At 62.3% G+C, this 17,771-nt stretch carries 21 protein-coding genes; 15 read left to right on the plus strand and 6 right to left on the minus strand.

The features are described from left to right. The 3 genes from dxs to DM08_RS05215 are packed head-to-tail and all read right to left on the minus strand — an operon-like array spanning position 1 to position 2,965. Entirely contained in the window at positions 1 to 1,845 is a 1,845-nt protein-coding gene (gene dxs, locus DM08_RS05205; protein WP_035383574.1) for a 1-deoxy-D-xylulose-5-phosphate synthase, read from the minus strand. Beyond that, entirely contained in the window at positions 1,845 to 2,735 is an 891-nt protein-coding gene (locus tag DM08_RS05210) for a polyprenyl synthetase family protein (RefSeq protein WP_035383575.1), read from the minus strand. The genes dxs and DM08_RS05210 overlap by 1 nt, the downstream gene beginning before the upstream one ends. Continuing rightward, the gene (locus tag DM08_RS05215) at positions 2,732 to 2,965 is read right to left on the minus strand and encodes an exodeoxyribonuclease VII small subunit (protein WP_035383576.1); all 234 of its coding nucleotides are present in this window, start codon (positions 2,963 to 2,965) and stop codon (positions 2,732 to 2,734) included. The genes DM08_RS05210 and DM08_RS05215 overlap by 4 nt, the downstream gene beginning before the upstream one ends. A gap of 182 nt (positions 2,966 to 3,147) precedes the next feature. Here DM08_RS05215 and DM08_RS05220 point away from each other — a divergent pair, with 182 nt between their 5' ends. From DM08_RS05220 to DM08_RS05270, 12 genes are all read left to right on the plus strand, one after another. Continuing rightward, entirely contained in the window at positions 3,148 to 4,338 is a 1,191-nt protein-coding gene (locus DM08_RS05220; protein WP_035383577.1) for a pyridoxal phosphate-dependent aminotransferase, read from the plus strand. Positions 4,339 to 4,342: 4 nt separating this feature from the next. Then, positions 4,343 to 5,347, plus strand: coding sequence for a 2-hydroxyacid dehydrogenase (locus tag DM08_RS05225; protein ID WP_035383578.1), 1,005 nt, complete (start codon positions 4,343 to 4,345; stop codon positions 5,345 to 5,347). A gap of 13 nt (positions 5,348 to 5,360) precedes the next feature. Then, positions 5,361 to 6,542 (plus strand): BaiN/RdsA family NAD(P)/FAD-dependent oxidoreductase, encoded by a 1,182-nt coding sequence (locus tag DM08_RS05230; protein WP_035383579.1) that lies wholly within the window; start codon positions 5,361 to 5,363, stop codon positions 6,540 to 6,542. Positions 6,543 to 6,621: 79 nt separating this feature from the next. After that, positions 6,622 to 6,993, plus strand: coding sequence for a Spy/CpxP family protein refolding chaperone (locus tag DM08_RS05235; RefSeq protein ID WP_035383580.1), 372 nt, complete (start codon positions 6,622 to 6,624; stop codon positions 6,991 to 6,993). Positions 6,994 to 7,056: 63 nt separating this feature from the next. Continuing rightward, positions 7,057 to 7,584: a cytochrome b gene (locus DM08_RS12200; protein ID WP_051937804.1), complete on the plus strand. Its 528-nt coding sequence runs from the start codon at positions 7,057 to 7,059 to the stop codon at positions 7,582 to 7,584. A 175-nt stretch (positions 7,585 to 7,759) separates the two neighbouring features. After that, positions 7,760 to 8,131, plus strand: coding sequence for a DUF3579 domain-containing protein (locus DM08_RS05245; RefSeq protein ID WP_035383581.1), 372 nt, complete (start codon positions 7,760 to 7,762; stop codon positions 8,129 to 8,131). 36 nt (positions 8,132 to 8,167) lie between these two features. Beyond that, complete coding sequence (murJ, locus tag DM08_RS05250) at positions 8,168 to 9,706, plus strand: murein biosynthesis integral membrane protein MurJ (protein ID WP_035383582.1); 1,539 nt, start codon at positions 8,168 to 8,170, stop codon at positions 9,704 to 9,706. A gap of 10 nt (positions 9,707 to 9,716) precedes the next feature. Beyond that, complete coding sequence (locus DM08_RS05255; protein ID WP_035383583.1) at positions 9,717 to 10,079, plus strand: thioredoxin family protein; 363 nt, start codon at positions 9,717 to 9,719, stop codon at positions 10,077 to 10,079. Positions 10,080 to 10,087: 8 nt separating this feature from the next. Continuing rightward, positions 10,088 to 10,819, plus strand: coding sequence for a hypothetical protein (locus tag DM08_RS05260; RefSeq protein WP_152555780.1), 732 nt, complete (start codon positions 10,088 to 10,090; stop codon positions 10,817 to 10,819). 317 nt (positions 10,820 to 11,136) lie between these two features. Then, positions 11,137 to 11,412 (plus strand): hypothetical protein, encoded by a 276-nt coding sequence (locus DM08_RS12795; protein WP_152555781.1) that lies wholly within the window; start codon positions 11,137 to 11,139, stop codon positions 11,410 to 11,412. Positions 11,413 to 11,519: 107 nt separating this feature from the next. Continuing rightward, positions 11,520 to 12,008, plus strand: coding sequence for a hypothetical protein (locus tag DM08_RS05265; RefSeq protein WP_035383585.1), 489 nt, complete (start codon positions 11,520 to 11,522; stop codon positions 12,006 to 12,008). A 94-nt stretch (positions 12,009 to 12,102) separates the two neighbouring features. Beyond that, complete coding sequence (locus DM08_RS05270; protein WP_035383586.1) at positions 12,103 to 12,324, plus strand: DUF4287 domain-containing protein; 222 nt, start codon at positions 12,103 to 12,105, stop codon at positions 12,322 to 12,324. A gap of 116 nt (positions 12,325 to 12,440) precedes the next feature. Here the strand turns inward: DM08_RS05270 and DM08_RS05275 are convergent, their stop codons facing one another. Genes DM08_RS05275 through DM08_RS05285 form a run of 3 tightly spaced genes read right to left on the minus strand, consistent with a single transcriptional unit; the run spans position 12,441 to position 14,502 of the window. Next, entirely contained in the window at positions 12,441 to 12,968 is a 528-nt protein-coding gene (locus tag DM08_RS05275) for an adenine phosphoribosyltransferase (RefSeq protein ID WP_035383587.1), read from the minus strand. A 2-nt stretch (positions 12,969 to 12,970) separates the two neighbouring features. Further along, positions 12,971 to 13,618, minus strand: a complete 648-nt coding sequence (locus DM08_RS05280) for a class II aldolase/adducin family protein (protein WP_035383588.1) — start codon at positions 13,616 to 13,618, stop codon at positions 12,971 to 12,973. Next, a complete protein-coding gene (locus DM08_RS05285; RefSeq protein ID WP_035383589.1) occupies positions 13,615 to 14,502 on the minus strand; it encodes an S-methyl-5'-thioadenosine phosphorylase in 888 nt (295 codons plus the stop codon). Before DM08_RS05285 ends, DM08_RS05280 begins: the two co-directional genes overlap by 4 nt. 135 nt (positions 14,503 to 14,637) lie before the next feature. Here DM08_RS05285 and DM08_RS05290 point away from each other — a divergent pair, with 135 nt between their 5' ends. From DM08_RS05290 to DM08_RS05300, 3 genes are all read left to right on the plus strand, one after another. Further along, a complete protein-coding gene (locus DM08_RS05290) occupies positions 14,638 to 14,829 on the plus strand; it encodes a YgaP family membrane protein (protein ID WP_035383590.1) in 192 nt (63 codons plus the stop codon). A gap of 76 nt (positions 14,830 to 14,905) precedes the next feature. Continuing rightward, a complete protein-coding gene (locus tag DM08_RS05295) occupies positions 14,906 to 15,472 on the plus strand; it encodes a Tll0287-like domain-containing protein (protein ID WP_035383591.1) in 567 nt (188 codons plus the stop codon). An 83-nt stretch (positions 15,473 to 15,555) separates the two neighbouring features. Next, positions 15,556 to 17,739 (plus strand): heavy metal translocating P-type ATPase, encoded by a 2,184-nt coding sequence (locus DM08_RS05300; RefSeq protein WP_051937805.1) that lies wholly within the window; start codon positions 15,556 to 15,558, stop codon positions 17,737 to 17,739. The last annotated feature ends 32 nt before the right edge of the window (positions 17,740 to 17,771 follow it).

Here is a 17,771-nt window from a genome sequence, read left to right on the forward strand (position 1 = left end):
TCACTCGGGATAACGTCTGCGCACCGCAGCCACGATGCCCGCTGCATCCAGACCGCACCCGGCCAGCATTCTGGACGGCTCGCCCTGCTCCAGATAGGCATCCGGCAGACCGAGCAGCAGTACCGGCACGGCCAGTCCATGCTGGGCGAGGCATTCGATCACAGCGCTACCCGCGCCCCCCTGGATGACGTTCTCTTCCAGCGTCACCAGCAGGTCGTGTTCACCGGCCAGCTTCAGCACCAGCTCAGCATCCAGCGGCTTGACGAAGCGCATGTTGGCGACCGTCGCATCCAGCTGAGCAGCGGCTTCCAGCGCAGGTGCGAGCATGGAGCCAAAGGCCAGCAGCGCGACTTTCTTGCCGCTGCGGCGCAACTCGCCCTTGCCCACCGGCAAGGCAGCCAAATCGGCTTGCGGCGTGACTCCGGGGCCGGTGCCACGCGGATAGCGCACCGCCGTCGGCGTATCCAGGGTGTGCGCGGTGTACAGCATCTGGCGGCATTCGTTCTCGTCCGCCGGAGTCATCACCGTCATGTTCGGTATGCAACGCAGGAAGCTCAGATCGAAGCTGCCGGCATGCGTCGCGCCGTCCGCACCGACCAGGCCGCCACGGTCTATGGCCAGCAGCACCGGCAGGTTCTGGATGGCGATGTCGTGGATCAGCTGGTCGTAAGCGCGTTGCAGGAAGGTGGAGTAGATCGCCACCACCGGCTTGTAGCCCTCGCAGGCCAGACCGGCAGCGAAGGTCAGCGCATGCTGTTCAGCGATGCCGACATCGAAGTAACGGGCCGGGAAGCGCTCGGAGAATTCGACCATGCCCGAACCCTCGCACATCGCCGGAGTGATGCCGACCAGCTTGTCGTCCTGCTCCGCCATGTCGCACAGCCATTCACCGAACACCTGAGTATAGGTCGGCTTGGCCGCGCCCTTGGGCTGGATGCCGCTGACCGGATCGAACTTGCCTACACCGTGGTACAGGATGCAGTCCTGCTCGGCGCGAACATAGCCCTTGCCCTTCTGGGTGACGATGTGCAGGAACTGCGGCCCTTGCAACTGGCGGATGTTCTGCAAAGTCGTGACCAGCACGTCCAGATCGTGACCGTCGATGGGGCCGATGTAATTGAAGCCGAACTCCTCGAACAGGGTGCTCGGCGTGACCATGCCCTTGACGTGCTCCTCGGCACGCTTGGCGAACTCCAGCATCTGCGGCATGCCCTTGAGGATGCTCTCGCTCTTGCTGCGCACCTTGGCGTAGAAGCGGCCTGACATCAGTTTGGCCAGATAGTTGTTGAGCGCCCCCACCGGCTTGGAGATGGACATGTCGTTGTCGTTAAGGATCACCAGCAGGTTGGCATCCATCGCTCCGGCGTTGTTGAGCGCCTCGAACGCCATGCCGCCGGTCATCGCTCCATCGCCGATGATGGCTACGGCACGGTCGTCCGAACCGGCCAGTTGCGCCGCCGCCGCCATACCCAACGCGGCGGAGATCGAGGTGCTCGAATGGCCGGTGCCAAAGGTGTCGAACTCGCTCTCGCTGCGCTTGGGGAAACCGGAGATGCCTCCGGCCATGCGCAGTCCGGCCATGGCTTCGCGACGCCCGGTCAGGATCTTGTGCGCATAGGTCTGGTGACCGACATCCCACACCAGCTTGTCCTGCGGGGTGTTAAACACATAGTGCAGGGCCACGGTCAGTTCGACGGTGCCCAGGTTCGACGACAAATGGCCGCCGGTCTTGCTCACCGATTCGACCAGAAAGGCGCGCAACTCATCCGCCAGTTGCGGCAACTGCTGCGGCTCAAGACGGCGCAGGTCTTCGGGAGAGGTGATGGATTCCAGCAGGGTGGGCATCAATACTTTCGCAATACGATGAAGTCTGCCAGTTCGCGCAGACGTTGGGCGGGAGCGCCCAGTTCGGCGAGCGCTTCCAGCGCCTCGCGGTGCAGATCGGCTGCCATGCGCTTGGCCGCCGCCGCGCCCAGTAACGTGACGTAAGTGGGCTTGTCGTTGTCGGCATCCTTGCCTGCGGTCTTGCCCAGCGTAGCGGTGTCGGCCTCGGCATCCAGCACGTCGTCGACCACCTGGAAGGCCAGGCCGATGCACTTGGCGTAATGGTCCAGACGCTCCAGCAAGCGCTGGTCGGCCTCGCCGCAATGTGCGCCCAGCAGCACGGCAGCGCGGATCAGCGCGCCGGTCTTGTGAATGTGCATGAACTCCAGCTCGGGCACGCTCAAGGGCTTGCCCACGCTATCCAGGTCGATGGCCTGACCGCCCGCCATGCCGCGCGAACCGGAGGCCTGCGCCAGCAGGCGCACCATCTCGATCTGGCGCAGAGGACGGTCGCTCAGGGCCGGGTCGGTGAGGAACTGGAACGCCAGCGTCTGCAGGCTGTCGCCCACCAGCAGGGCGGTCGCCTCGTCGTATCGCACATGGCAGGTCGGCTTGCCGCGCCGCAGCACATCGTCGTCCATGCAGGGCATGTCGTCGTGCACCAGCGAATACGCATGGATCAGCTCGACAGCGGCGGCGACGTGGTCGATCCGCTCCACGGTGGCACCGACCAGTTCACCGGCGGCGAAAGCCAGCAAAGGGCGGACCCGCTTGCCTCCATCGAGCACCGAATAGCGCATCGCCTGATGCAGGCGTTGTGGGGCGACATCCGGTTGCGGCAGCCATTGCTTCAGCACCTCCTCGAAGCGCGACTGCTGGGCGCTGGCCCAATCCTGAAAAACCAAGGTCATTTGTCTTCGTCCACTGCGAACGGTTTGAGCGCGCCCTCTTCCAGCACGCTGACTTGTTGCTGCACGTCGTCCAGCTTGCCGCGACAGCGCTGCAACAGCTCCACACCGCGCCGGTATGCCGCCAGGGAATCCTCCAGCGACAGCTTGCCGGACTCCATGTCGGCCACCACTTGCTCCAGCTCGGCGAGCGCCGCCTCGAAGCTTTGCCCCTTGGGGGATTTTGCAGTCATCACTGATCTCGTTCGCGAAAGGCGTGCATTGTACCGAATGGCTCCACTCCTAGACAATCGCCCCGGCGATTATAGTCGCCACAGACCATCGTGCCGAAAGCGGAAAATCCCTGCCGCCGCCGCTCACACTCGGTGCGAGGCGGGTATAATCGCGGGCAATGTCCCAACCGTAAGGAAACATCTTGGAACTCTCGCACCGCGTACTATCCATCAAGCCTTCCCCCACCCTCGCCGTCAATGCGCGCGCCAATAAACTGAAAGCCGAAGGCCGGGACATCATCGGTCTGGGCGTGGGCGAGCCGGACTTCGACACCCCACAACACATCAAGGATGCCGGCATCGCCGCCATCAACCAGGGTTTCACCCGCTACACCGCCGTCGGCGGCACGCCCTCGCTGAAACAGGCCATCGTCGCCAAGTTCAAGCTCGAGAACGCGCTGGAGTACAAGGCCAGCCAAGTCCTGGTGTCCTGCGGCGGCAAGCAGAGCTTCTACAATTTAACCCAGGCCGTGATCAACCCCGGCGACGAAGTGATCGTCCCCGCGCCGTACTGGGTGTCCTATCCTGACATCGTGCTGCTGGCCGAAGGCGTGCCGGTGATCGTCGAAGCCGGCATCGAGCAAGGTTTCAAGATGACCGCCGCTCAACTGGCCGCCGCGATCACCCCCAAGACCCGCATGGTGGTAATCAACAGCCCCAGCAACCCGACCGGCGCGGTGTATACCTCCGACGAGCTGCGCGCGCTGGGCGAGGTGCTGCGCCAACATCCTCGCGTGCTGATCGCCAGCGACGACATGTACGAGCACATCCGCATGGATGATGCTCCCTTCGTCAACATCGTCAACGTCTGCCCCGACCTGTACGAGCGCACGCTGGTGCTGAACGGCGTGTCCAAGGCCTACGCCATGACCGGCTGGCGCATCGGCTACGCCGCCGGGCGCGCCGACATCATCGCCGCGATGGAGAACATCCAATCGCAGAGCACCTCCAACCCGACCTCGATCTCGCAAGTGGCGGCAGAAGCGGCGCTGAACGGCGATCAGTCCTGCATCACACCCATGCTGACCGCGTTCCGCGAGCGCCATACCTATCTGGTGGACGCACTCAACGCCATCCCCGGCCTGAAATGCGTGTCCAGCGGCGGCGCGTTCTATTCCTTCCCCGATGCGAGCGAGGCGATCGCCCGCCTGCATGCGGAAGGCAAGCTGAAGGAAGCCAACGATCTGGCGCTGGCGGAGCGCCTGTTGGAGTTCGGCGTGGCCTTGGTACCCGGCTCGGCCTTCGGCAGCGAAGGCTGCATCCGCCTGTCGTTCGCCACCTCGATGGACAACCTGAAAGCTGCCGTCGCCCGCATCGCTGCGGCCTTGGCTTGACCGGATGAAGGTCGCCGTTTGTAGCGCCCACCCCTATGACCGGCGCTTCCTTCAGGAAGCCAACACCACTTACGGCCACGAGCTGAGTTTCTTCGATGCCCGCCTGAGCGAGGAGACCCGCCAGATGGTGGCCGGATTCCCCGCCATCTGCGCCTTCGTCAATGACACCTTGAACGATGCCGTGCTGGCCGCATTGGCACAGCAGGGCACGCGCCTGATCGCCTTGCGCTGTGCCGGATTCAACAATGTAGACCTCGCCTCGGCGGCACGCCACGGCCTGCGCGTGGTGCGCGTCCCGGCCTATTCGCCGCATTCGGTGGCCGAACACACGCTGGCGCTGATCCTGGCGCTCAACCGCAAGACGCACCGCGCCTACAACCGTGTGCGGGACGGCAACTTCTCGCTGGACGGACTGCTAGGTTTCGAGTTACGCGGGCGGACTGTCGGCATCATCGGCACCGGGCGCATCGGGCTGGCCACCGCCGAGATCCTGCGCGGCTTCGGCTGCCGTCTGCTGGCCCATGACCCCTACCCCGCTCCCGAATGCTCGGCACTCGGTGCGGAATACGTCACGCTGGACGAGCTGTATCGCGACAGCGACCTCATCTCCCTGCATTGCCCGCTCACCCAGGATAGCTTCCACCTCATCAACACCGCCGCCATCGGCAAGATGAAACGCGGCGTGATCCTCATCAACACCAGTCGGGGCGCGGTCATCGACAGCCTTGCCGTCATCGCTGGCCTCAAGAGTGGCCACATCGGAGGGCTGGGGCTGGATGTCTATGAGCAGGAAGGCGACCTGTTCTTTCAGGACCTGTCTTGCCAGGTCATCCAGGACGATGTGTTCGAGCGCCTGTTATCCTTCCCCAATGTGCTGATCACCGGCCATCAGGGCTTTTTCACTGCCGAAGCACTGGCCAGTATCGCGCACACCACCCTGCATAACGTCAGCCTGTTCGAGCAGTCTGGCGCGTGCCCGAACGAAGTCACCTCTGCACTGGTTCGCTAACCCAGGTAAAACCATGAATCACTCATTCGATATCGCCATCATAGGCGCGGGCGCGGCTGGCCTGATGTGCGCCCTGACCGCCGCCCAGCGTGGCCGCTCGGTCGTGCTGCTGGACCACTCGGCCAAGCTGGCCGAGAAGATCCGCATTTCGGGCGGCGGACGCTGCAACTTCACCAACCTGAACGTGAAACCGGAGAACTACCTGTCGGACAACCCGCACTTTGTGCGTTCCGCGCTGGCGCGCTATACGCCGCAGCACTTCATCGCCATGCTGGACGAGCACGGCATCCGCTGGAGCGAGAAGGAGCTGGGGCAGTTGTTCTGCGACGACAGTTCCGAGGCGGTCATCAAGATGCTGAAGGACGATTGCGAAGCCGCCAACGTGCGCCGCTACCACTCTTGCGAAGTGCATGAGATCAAGCCAAGGAATTCAAAAGATCGATTTGAAATCATTAGCTCACGCGATACTTTTCATGTCACGTCGCTGGTCATCGCCACGGGCGGCCTGTCCATTCCCAAGACCGGCGCGACACCGTTCGGCTACAAGGTGGCCGAGCAGTTCGGCCTGCCCATGGTCAAACTGAGGCCGGGCCTGGTGCCGCTCACCTTCCGCCCCGACGAGTGGCAACCCTACTCCGGCCTGTCCGGACTCTCCTTCCCCGCCGAAATCAGCTTCGGCAAGCAGAGTTTCCGCAACGAGCTGCTGTTCACCCATCGCGGCCTGAGCGGCCCGGCCATCTTGCAAATCTCCTCCTACTGGGAGCACGGCCAGCCTTTGTCCATCGACCTGCTGCCCGGACGCGACATGCAGGCGCTGTTCGAAGAGCACCGCAGCAGCAAGATGCTGATGAGCAACTTCATCGGCCAATATCTACCCAAACGCTTTGCTGAGGTGTGGCTGCCGCAGTTCGGCGAGAACCTGCCGGTCAACCAGTGGTCACCCAAAAAACTGTCCGCCCTCGCCGAGCAAGTACATCACTGGCGCATCACTCCGTCCGGCACCCAAGGCTACACCAAGGCCGAAGTTACCTGCGGTGGCGTGGACACGCGCGCACTCTCGTCCAAGACGATGGAAGCCAGCGCCGTGCCGGGCTTGTATTTCATCGGCGAAGTGGTCGATGTGACGGGCCAACTGGGCGGTTACAACTTCCAGTGGGCGTGGGCATCGGGCCACGCGGCGGGGATGGCAGCCTAGGCAAACATCGCTATAATCCGCCCGCAATGGCGTGTCGCCACACCGCGCCCCCGGTCAACCCAAGATTGAAAGGATAACCATGAAACTGCTCATCACCTCGGCCCTGTTCGCCAGCCTGTGCTCTGGTTTCGCCAGCGCCTGCCCACCCTCCCAGACCGACGACCACTGCGACCCGAAAAAGCACGGCGAGATGGCAGGTCCGGCGCAAAAGCTGCACGATGCGCTGAAACTGTCGCCGGAGCAGGATGCCGCCTGGAAGGCCATGCAGGACCATGCACGCGCCCGCATGGAGCATCACCAGCAGGAGCGCATCGAGGCCAAGGCCGAGTTCGATGCCTTTTATGACAAGCTCTCTCCCGAGCAGAAAAAGATGCTGGATGCGCACCATGCCCGCCACGACGGCATGCACGAAGGCTGCGATCCCAAGCGCCTGCCATCCATCAAGAAATAAGCCACTCACCCGTTCACCTCCGGGAGGCTACCTCACCGCCTCCCCACCTCACGGAGACTTCGCATGCAAAACCAATATAGCCGCCGCCTGGCCATCATCCATTGGCTGACGCTGATCCTGTTCATCGCCGCCTTCTATTTCGGCCACGAGCTGGACGAGACCGAGCAAGCCGCCGCCAAGTTCGGCCTGTATCCCTACCACTTCCTGCTTGGCGATGCCGTGCTGGTGCTGACCTTGTTGCGCGCGTATTTCATCCGCAAGGATGGCAAGCCCGCCCCCATCGCTGGCGGCAGCCCGCTGGCCAACAAGGTCTCCACCGGCATCCACCACTTGCTGTACGTGTTGCTGATCGCCGTCCCCGCCAGCGGCATGATCATGCTCAACACCACCGGACTGTTGGTCGCTTTCCAGTCCCACGATGTCAGCAAGATGCCGGACCTGGAAGAGTTCGCCATCCACGAGATCCATGCCACGCTGATCTTCATCCTGATCGCCACGATCGCGCTGCACGTGCTGGCCGCCCTGCATCACCAATTTATCCTCAAGGATGGCTTGATGAGCCGCATGTCGCTGTTCGGCAAGCGTGACTGAGTTGGAATCATGGGCCGTGCGGGGAGACAATTCGCTCCCCGTTTCGGCTTGAGTCGCGCGTAACAATCGGCGGAGTAGTGCTATCATTACGCCCGCAAAATCAAGCAGCAATCATCGGGTGGCACATAAAAACCAGGTCACCGGACAATAACCAACAAAACAGTCGGGGAGAGAAATGATTCTAGGGAACACCAACCTGTCAGGGGCTTCCGAATTCGTGGTGCAGGGGCTCACGATCGATGGCCATGCGTTCAGCCTGCCGGAAGACTGGGCCATGCCGGAAGATTGGGTCGATCACTTGTGCGACATGCTCTCGACCACCGGCCTCGACAAGCGCACGATTTACTCGGAGTTCGTCCGCCCTGCCGTGATCGGCGATGTGCGCTCCATCGTCGTCCAGATCGAGATCAAGGAAAAACACCCCGGCGCGTTCGACCGCATCAGCAAGTTCGTGGACGAGCATCGCCTGAAGGTACGTCCGGGCCGTGGCAAGACTGCCACCCCAGTCTCCGCCGAACGTCGCGACCCGACGCGCAACCACGGTTGATCTTGCTGCGTCAGATTCCCGGCCAGAGGTGACGGCATGAACTTGCTGAAAGCCCTGGCCACCATCAGCGGCCTCACCTTTGCATCGCGCATCCTCGCCTTCGCCCGCGATGTGCTGATCGCCCGCATCTTCGGTGCAGGCATGGCGACCGACGCTTTCTTCGTCGCCTTCAAACTCCCCAACCTGCTGCGCCGCCTGTTCGCAGAAGGCGCGTTCTCGCAAGCCTTCGTGCCCATCTTCGGCGAGTACAAGAACCGGCGCGGCCATGACGAGACCAAGCTGCTGGTCGATCACGTCGTGTCGCTGCTGGCGGTGATCCTGTTCATCGTCACCGTCATCGGCATCATCGCCGCGCCCATCCTGGTCTATATCAGCGCGCCGGGCTTTGTGAAAGAACCGGAAAAGTTCGACCTTACCGTGCAACTGCTGCGCGTCACCTCGCCCTACATCTTCTTCATCTCGTTGGTAGCCGTGGCGGCGGGCATCCTCAACTCCTACAACAAGTTCTGGGTACCGGCCTTCGCCCCCGTCCTGCTCAACATCTGCTTCATCGGCGCGGCGCTGTGGCTGGCCCCCTATTGCGATCCGCCCATCATGGCGCTGGGCTGGGCGGTGTTCCTCGCAGGCATCGTGCAGCTCGCGTTCCAGGTGCCGTTCCTCAGGCAGATCGGCATGTTGCCGCGCTGGCGACTGGTGTTCAACGACGCAGGAGTGTGGCGCGTCATCAAGCAGATGGGGCCCGCCGTGTTCGGCGTATCCATCAGCCAGATCAGTCTCATCATCAACACCATCTTCGCCTCCTTCCTGGCGGCGGGCAGCGTGTCCTGGCTGTATTACGCCGACCGGCTGATGGAATTCCCCTCCGGCGTGCTGGGCGTGGCGATCAGCACCATCCTGCTGCCCTCGCTCTCCAAGCTGCACGTGGACAGCAACCCCAAGGAATTCTCCAAGATGCTGGACTGGGGCCTGCGCCTGACCTGCATGCTCACCCTGCCCTCCGCGCTGGCGCTGGGGCTCATCGCCGTACCGCTGCTGGCCACCTTCTTCCAGCACGGCAACTTTGTAGCGCACGACGTGTTGATGACGCGCGACGCGCTGGTCGGCTACAGCGTCGGCCTGATCGGCATCCTGTCGGTGAAAGTGCTGGCGCCCGGCTTCTACGCGCGCCAGGACATCAAGACCCCGGTAAAGATTGGCCTGATCACCCTGGCCGCCACCCAGTTAATGAACCTCGCCTTCATCGGCTGGCTGCACCACGCCGGACTGGCGCTGGCCATCGGCCTCGGCGCCTGCGTCAATTCCGCCATCCTGCTCTACCTGTTGCTCAAGCGCGGCATCTACCAACCCGAACCCGGCTGGGCCGCCTTCGCCCTCAAGCTGGCTGCGGCCCTGCTGGCAATGGGGGCGACGCTGTGGTTCGTCATGGGCAGCGAACAGCACTGGCTCACCACCGGCGGCTGGGGCCGCATCGGCCATCTCGCCCTGCTGGTCAGCGCGGGCATAGTCATCTACTTCGCCGTGCTGGGCGCGCTGGGCTTCCGCCCCAAGGATTTCGCCAAGCGCAGCGTCGGCTGAGAGGACAACGATGAGCGACCATTCCTACAACGTGGAAGAGGATAGTTTCGATGAGTTGGTCGTCGCCCGTTCGCACCAGTTGCCGGTGCTGATGGACATCAGCGCGGAGTGGTGCGCGCCCTGCCGCGTACTCGCCCCGCTGCTGCACAAACTGGTGTTCGAGTACGACGGCCAGTTCTACCTCGGCATCGTCGATGCCGACGAGAACATGAAGATCGCAGGCCGCCACAAGGTGCGCGGCTTCCCCACCGTGGTCGCCTACAGCCACGGTGTCGAGATCGACCGCTTTCACAGCGCCCAGACCGAAGGTTTCCTGCGCGACTTCATCGACCGGGTGATCGAGCGGCACCGCGCGCATCCCACGCAGGGCTGACACTGGCAATGCGGCTATCGCCCCTCGCTTACTTGCTGGCCAGCCTCCTCCTGCTCGGCGGCTGCGCCGGGGATGGCCGTTGGAATGGTCACAGTGCCCTGCCCACAACCATCGTCAACACCACCGGCAACACCTTCCAGAAGGACGGCAAGTGGCACTCTAACGCCGGGCCGCTATCGGCCCGCTTCGGCGGGCTGGCCTGCGACAACGCGGTCGGCGACATGCGATTCCATACCGGGGAATACCTGCATTGGCACATCGCGCCCAGCGACTCGACCCCGCTGCCGGGAATGAGGCGCTGCCTCAAGAATCCGGACGGCGAGCCTAGCTGCGCCGAGAACTGGTCGCTATGCGGAAGGAAAGTCAGGGTCAGATGCGTGGCGGGCGATTTCTGCGGCAAGGCTGGCGCGCCCTCGCTGGTGTCACGGATCAACCACGGCCATTCCCCCGTGAACGACTACCTGCCTCGCTTCTTCGTCGATGAGCTGACGCGCACGTTCGGAAGAAATCCGCCGGTAGCGAACTCCGTAGTGCTCTACATCACCGACTTCTGCCCGGCTGAGCACAGCAACAACAAACAGGCGCGGCAATGCCAAAGACCGCAGATAGACCTGTCCACCTCAGCCTTCCTGCTGCTGGGGAAAACCAATGAGCAAGGCTATATCAACTCCAACACCCGAGTCACCGTAGAACTGCTGGAAAGCAACGACCCCACCCCCGCTGGGCCGGAGTTTCCTTAGAGACACTCAGCGATCCAACGGACTCACCACACCGCGCCTAATCCACAGGTGCCGATGCTGTAATAGCGCAAGCGAATCTCCCCCCATCCGGTCGAGCAGCTTAGTCGAATCCTGAAAAGCACTGAGCACGCATCCACGCATTTTTAGGCCGCCTATATCTGCCGACCTATATCCAGAGTTATAGTAATAATATGTTTAATTGGTGTTATTTAACTTATCGTTGACAAGAATACCAGACTTAGGCGACATTGCGCCCTCATTATTAAGCCGTCTAAATTACGTTAGCCGTACCCCACTTCACCAGCCAAGGAAGAACCATGCGAACACTTTTCATCACGGCTGCAGCATTGTCGTTAGCCGCTTGCGCAACATCGAGGCCTATTCAGGGGCCGAACGGCGGCACGGCATATTTCATTAAATGTGGAAGCGCGGTAATTGATGCGTGCTATGAAGAAGCCACCAAGGTATGCCCGAAGGGCTACACATTCGTGGACAAACAAAACAATCCAAATGCGGTAGCTCTTTCGAATGGTGCTGGTGGCTTTAACGTCATCCGTGGGCCAAACACCATGCTGGTGGAATGCAAGCCGTAGTTGGCACCTCACACACCGTAATGGCTAACAGGCGCTTCGAGAGGGACGCGGAAACAGCCTGCTTCGCTGCCTGTTTCCACGCCCCTCAAGCTAAACGTTAGGCATTGATGACAGCACGCGCTCTCATTCCCTTCGACATCATGTCTGGCGAGCAGACTCTGCTGCTGCAGAAGCTACTCTCCAAACAGGTACGTTTCATTGTGGTCGGTGGCTACGCAGTTCGATATCACGGATACCTACGAGCAACTGAAGACTTAGATCTCGTGATTGAGCAGACCACAGAGAACATAAGCCGCCTTAGAGAGGCCCTAGCACCGGATTCTCCTGAGGGTGAGTGGGGTCAACTGTTGCTTCCCGAGAAGAAATTGCGTTGGTGGGACGTGGAGATCTTTTCGGCAATGCGTGGCTTGGATTATCGAGACATGGACAGATCAGCTGAGTTTTTTGCGTTCTTCGATTCATCGATTCGAGTCATATCTGTATCACACCTTAAGGCAGCGAAGAAGCTTGCTATCGAGGCAACCGACCGCGACGAAAAAAAGCGCTCTCAAGACAAAGATGATCTTGAGTACCTTGAGGAGCTACGCAATGCCTAACATTTCGTTCGAGAGGGACGCTACGCCAGCAAGCCGGCTTCGCGCCCCTCAACTCAAACGTTATGCGCTAAAAATTGAATAAAAGGTCCCCTCCATGCAGGCAGATGAAAAACCAAAAGGTCCGGCATCGTATTTTCCTTCCATTGAAAAGAAGTACGGCCAGCCTATCGCGTACTGGCTGGAGCTGGTCGGCGCAAGGGGCGGCATGAGGCACATGGAGATCGTAGCTTGGCTCAAATCGGAACATGCCATGGGGCATGGCCACGCCAACGCTATCGTTGCCTATGTGCTGGCGAGCCAAAGCAAGAATCCTTGAGACTCACTCTCGCCTGCCCTGAAGCCGCTTTCAGTTAGGCAAGCCAACTCCGGCTGATTCCCCCCTACTCCAGCCAACGCGTTCAAGCACGGCTGGTTCAGTCCGTTCGGTGTAGCTCAATCGCCCTCGAACTCGCACAGGGCGAACACGCGCTGACCGAGCTTCTCCAGGCGAGCATGCCCGCCGATGTCCGGCAGGTCGATGACGAAGCAGCATTCGACGATCTTGCCGCCCATCTTTTCGAGCAGGATGCAGGCGGCTTCCGCTGTGCCGCCGGTGGCGATGAGGTCATCCACCAGCAGCACCCGCTCACCCTCGGCTATGGCATCGGTGTGGATCTCGATGCGGTCGGTGCCGTATTCCAGTTGGTAGTCGTGACCGATGGTCTCGGCGGGCAGTTTGCCCTTCTTGCGGATGGGTACGAAGCCGACGCCCAGCGCGTAGGCCAGCGGTGCGCCAAGGATGAAGCCACGCGACTCGATGCCGGCGACCTTGTCGATCTTCACCTCACGATAGCGATTGACCAGCTCGTCGATGGTGATGCGCAGGCCCACCGGGTCCTTGAGCAAGGTGGTGATGTCACGGAACATGATGCCGTGATGCGGATAGTGCGGGACGGTACGGATCCTTGATTTGATTGCCATGTTCATTCCTCGAAGTCCTGTTTTTTGTAATCCTTGAATCGTTGCTGCACATCAGCCATGTGCTGGGCGGTCAACAACTGCGGCTCGCCAGCCTGCAAGGTGCGCCAATAGATCTCGGACAGGAACTCGACCTCCTGCGCCACCGCCAGCGCTTCGTCCAGATTCGCGCCGAGCGCGATCATGCCGTGATTGGCGAGCAGGCAGGCTTTGCGCCCCTGCAAGGCGTAGAGCGCGTGATCGGATAGTTCCTGGCTGCCGAACAGGGCATAGGGCGCGCAGCGCACCGAGCTACCGCCCGCCATCGCCACCATGTAATGCACGGCTGGCACGTCGCGGCGCAAACAAGCCAGGGTGGTGGCGAACGTAGAGTGGGCATGCAACACCGCACCGACCTCGGGCCGCGCCGCCAAAATGTCGCGGTGAAAACGCCATTCGCTGGACGGTTTGCCTGTGCCGACCACTTCGCCTGCCAGCGTCATCTTGACCAGGCTGGCGGCCGTCATCGCACTCACCGGCAAAGCCGAGGGCGTGACCAGAAAGCCTTCGTCGCAACGCACCGAAGCATTGCCGGACGTGCCCCGGTTGAGGCCGCAAGCCAGCATCTGGCGCGAGGTTTCCAGCAGGTCGCGGCGGAGTTGCGATTCGCTCATGGCTGGCTCGCCAGCACCCGCCCTGCGACCGCCGACAGCTTCTCGACCATGGCCGGGTCGCGCACCGCAGGCGCAGTCATGACTGCATGTTGCAAAGCGCTGCGGCAAGTGCAAGCGGCGGCGCAGGCATCCGCGCCGATGGCGGGAACGGCTTGTTTCACCAGTGTGCGGGCGTTGTCGGCGTTGGCCAGCAACACCTTGATGATCTCATCCACCGTCACCGCATCGTGGCCGGGATGCCAGCAGTCGTAATCGGTGACCATCGCCACGGTGGCGTAGCAGATCTCGGCTTCGCGGGCGAGTTTGGCCTCGGGCATGTTGGTCATGCCGATCACATCGCAACCCCACTGCCGGTACAGCTCGGACTCAGCCAAGGTGGAGAACTGCGGCCCTTCCATCACCAGATAGGTGCCGCCGCGCACCGCCTTGATGCCCGCCGCCCGCGCCGCCGCCTCGATGTGGTCACCCAAGCGCGCACATACCGGCTTGGCCACCGAGACATGCGCGACCAAGCCGGTGCCGAAGAAGGATTTAGTGCGGGCGAAGGTGCGATCGACGAACTGATCGACGATGACGAAGGTACCCGGCGTGAGGTCTTCGCGCAGCGAGCCGACCGCGCTCACCGAAATGATGTCGGTCACGCCGACACGCTTGAGCGCGTCGATGTTGGCGCGGAAGTTGATCTCGGATGGCGGCAGACGGTGGCCGCGCCCGTGGCGTGGCAGGAACACCAACTCCAGCCCGTCGAGTTCACCGAACAGTAATTCATCGGAAGGCTCGCCGAACGGCGATGCGACCTGTTCCCAACGGGTGTTGCTCAATCCGGCGATGTCATAGACACCGCTACCACCAATGATGCCGATACGTTTTCGTGTCCCGCTCATTCCATTCCCCCATGTGAGGGACGGATTGAAACAGGAAGCGTCGATCAGTTCAAGTTATGTGACTTTGCTCACAGACTTGCCGCCCGCAAAATCGTATCTTGCGGCTCCCGCAATCCACACCAGAGGAGTATGACCATGAGTTCAAACGTAGGTGGTATCGATCGTATCCTGCGCATCGTCGCAGGCGTGGCGCTGATCGCCCTGACATTGACCGGCACCATCGGTGCCTGGGGCTGGATCGGTGTCGTACCGCTGCTCACCGGACTGTTCAAGTTCTGCCCGTTCTATCCGATACTGGGCATGAACACCTGCCCGATGAAGAAATAGTTTCCCCAGCCTGCAAAGGCGACCTGACCCGACAACTCCTCCCTTTGTCGGGTCTTTTTTTGACCAGGAGCAAACCATGCTGAACAAACTACTGCTGAGCGCCATCGTGGCGGCTTTCTCCCTTCCCGCTGTGGCTGCAGAAGCCACGCCCGAGGCCGCCAAGGCCATCGCCCTGCCCTTCCTGAAACAGCTTGCCGCCGAGAACCAGAAGGCAGTCGCCGAAGGCGGCCCCGAATCCGCCATCCAGGTGTGCAAGGAGATCGCCCCGAGAATGGCGGGCGAAGCCTCGCGCAAACACGGCCTGAAGCTGAGCCGGGTATCGCTGAAAGTGCGCAATCCCATGCTGGGCACGCCGGATGCCTGGGAACAGAAAGTCCTGCAAGGATTCGAGGCGCGCGCCGCCAAGGGCGAGAAGCCCGAGACCATCGAGTTCTCCGAAGTCGTGCAGGAACCCGCTGGCAAGTATTTCCGCTTCATGAAGGCCATCGCCCTGCAACCCGGCTGCGTCAGTTGTCACGGCGCGAGCGAGCAGATCTCCGATGCCACCAAGGCCCGTCTGGCCGAGGACTATCCCTACGACCGGGCTACCGGCTACGCTCCCGGACAGATCCGTGGCGCAGTCAGCATCAAGCAAGCCATGTGATGCCGCTCGCCTGCCAGCCCGCAAGCCGCAGCGCGGGTCCGGTAGGCGGCTGCCGTTCGTGACATAATCGGCGCGGAGGAACCATGTCAGCAACCCATACCGACCACGCCGAACTTCAGATCACCGGGATGCGATGCGCATCCTGTTCCGCACGCCTGGAAAAATCGCTGAACCAGCTCCCCGGCGTATGTGCCGTGGTCAACATCGCCACCGAAAAAGCCAGCCTGAGCTTCGACCCTGCGCAGATCACCGAGGGCGCGCTGATCGAAGCAGTGCGCAAGACCGGCTTCGACGCACATCCTGCACGCGATTTCGCCGCCGAGAAACAGGAGCGACTGGCCCAGCTACGTCGCGAGCAAAGGCTATTCGTCACCTCACTCGCACTCGCCTCGCCCCTCCTGCTGGAGATGGTCGGAATGCTGCTCGGCTTCCACGTCATGTTGCCGATCTGGCTGGAGTGGCTGCTGGCGACCCCGATCCAGTTCTGGGCCGGCAGCCGGTTCTACATCGGGGCGTGGAAAGCATTGCGCAGCGGCGGCAGCAACATGGACGTGCTGGTCGCGCTCGGCACCAGTGCCGCCTATTTCATGAGCTGCGCCGTCTGGCTGTTCGAGCTCGATCAACCCGTATATTTCGAGGCCAGCGCCACCCTCATCACGCTGGTGCTGATGGGCAAGCTGCTGGAAGCGCGCGCCAAGGGCAAAGCCTCGGCTGCGCTGGAGTCACTGTTCAATCTGCAACCCAAGCTCGCCCACACCGAACGCAACGGCCAGCTGCTGGATGTCTCGGTCGGCCAGTTGCGGCCCGATGACATCTTCATCGTGCGTCCGGGCGAAAGTGTGCCGGTGGACGGCGTGGTGCTGGATGGCGTGTCCAGCCTGGACGAGGCCATGCTCACCGGCGAAAGCCTGCCGCGCGCCAAACAGAGCGGCGACACCGTGTATGCCGCCACGCTCAACCAGCAAGGCCTGCTGCGCTGCCGCGCCATGGCGGTCGGCTCGCGCACCCAGCTTTCCGCCATCATCCGGCTGGTTGAACAGGCGCAAGGCTCCAAAGCGCCCATCCAGAGACTGGCCGACCGGATCTCGGCCATCTTCGTCCCCACGGTGCTGGTCATCGCCGCCCTGACGTTCGCCGCCTGGTGGCTGGCCGGTGCCGGGTTCGCCACGGCGCTGATCAACGCCGTGGCCGTGCTGGTCATCGCCTGCCCGTGTGCGCTGGGCCTGGCCACACCGACCGCCGTGGTGGTGGCCACCGGACGTGCCGCGCAAGCCGGCATCCTGATACGCGATGCCGCCGCACTGGAGCGGGCGCACCAGCTGAAGGTGCTAGTGGTGGACAAGACCGGCACGCTGACCGCAGGCAAACCTGTAGTGACCGCGCTGCTGCCGGTTGCGGGCGTGACCGCGCATGAACTGCTTGCGACCGCCGCTGCGCTGGCCCAGCACTCGACCCACCCGCTGTCACGCACCCTCGCCGAATCCGCCGCACTACAGGGCATCGCACTGCCGGAGGTGTTCGGGTTCGGCGAACTGACCGGGCAAGGTTTGCACGGCGATGTGGCCGGTGCGGCCTGTCTGCTGGGTTCGCCCGAGTTCCTGCGGCTACAGGGCATCGCGCTAGATCAGGCGCAACTCATGCAACAACTCCGTCAGGGCCAGACCGTCATCGCGCTGGCCCGCTCTGCCCGACTGGCAGGCCTGATCGCCTTGGCCGACCCGGTGCGCGACAGCAGCCGCGCCGCCGTTGCTCGTCTGCAGGCGCTCGGTGTGCGGGTGGTGATGCTCAGCGGCGACAATCCCGAGACCGCCGCCGCCATCGCCGCCGAGGTCGGCATCAGCGAGTTTAGGGCCGAAGTGTTGCCACAGGACAAGGCAGAGCACGTCCAGAGCCTGAAGCAGGCTGGCGAGCTGGTCGGCATGGTGGGTGACGGCATCAATGACGCGCCTGCGCTGGCCGCCGCCGATGTCAGCTTTGCCATGAAGAGCGGCAGCGACATCGCCATCGAGGCCGCTGACATCACGCTGATGCGCAACGATCTGATGAGCGTCGCCGACGCGCTCGACCTATCCAAAGTCACGCTCGCCAAGATACGCCAGAACCTGTTCTTCGCCTTCGGCTACAACATCCTGGGCATCCCCCTCGCCGCACTGGGAATGCTGGACCCGGTCATCGCGGGCGCTGCCATGGCACTGAGTTCCGTCTCGGTGGTGAGCAACGCCCTGCTTCTCAAACGCTGGGCTCCGCGCGGCCACAACTCAAGGTAGCCACACTACCGAGCCTCAAGAAAAGAAAGGAA

This window comes from Ferriphaselus sp. R-1 (assembly GCF_000746095.1).
Classification (GTDB): domain Bacteria; phylum Pseudomonadota; class Gammaproteobacteria; order Burkholderiales; family Gallionellaceae; genus Ferriphaselus.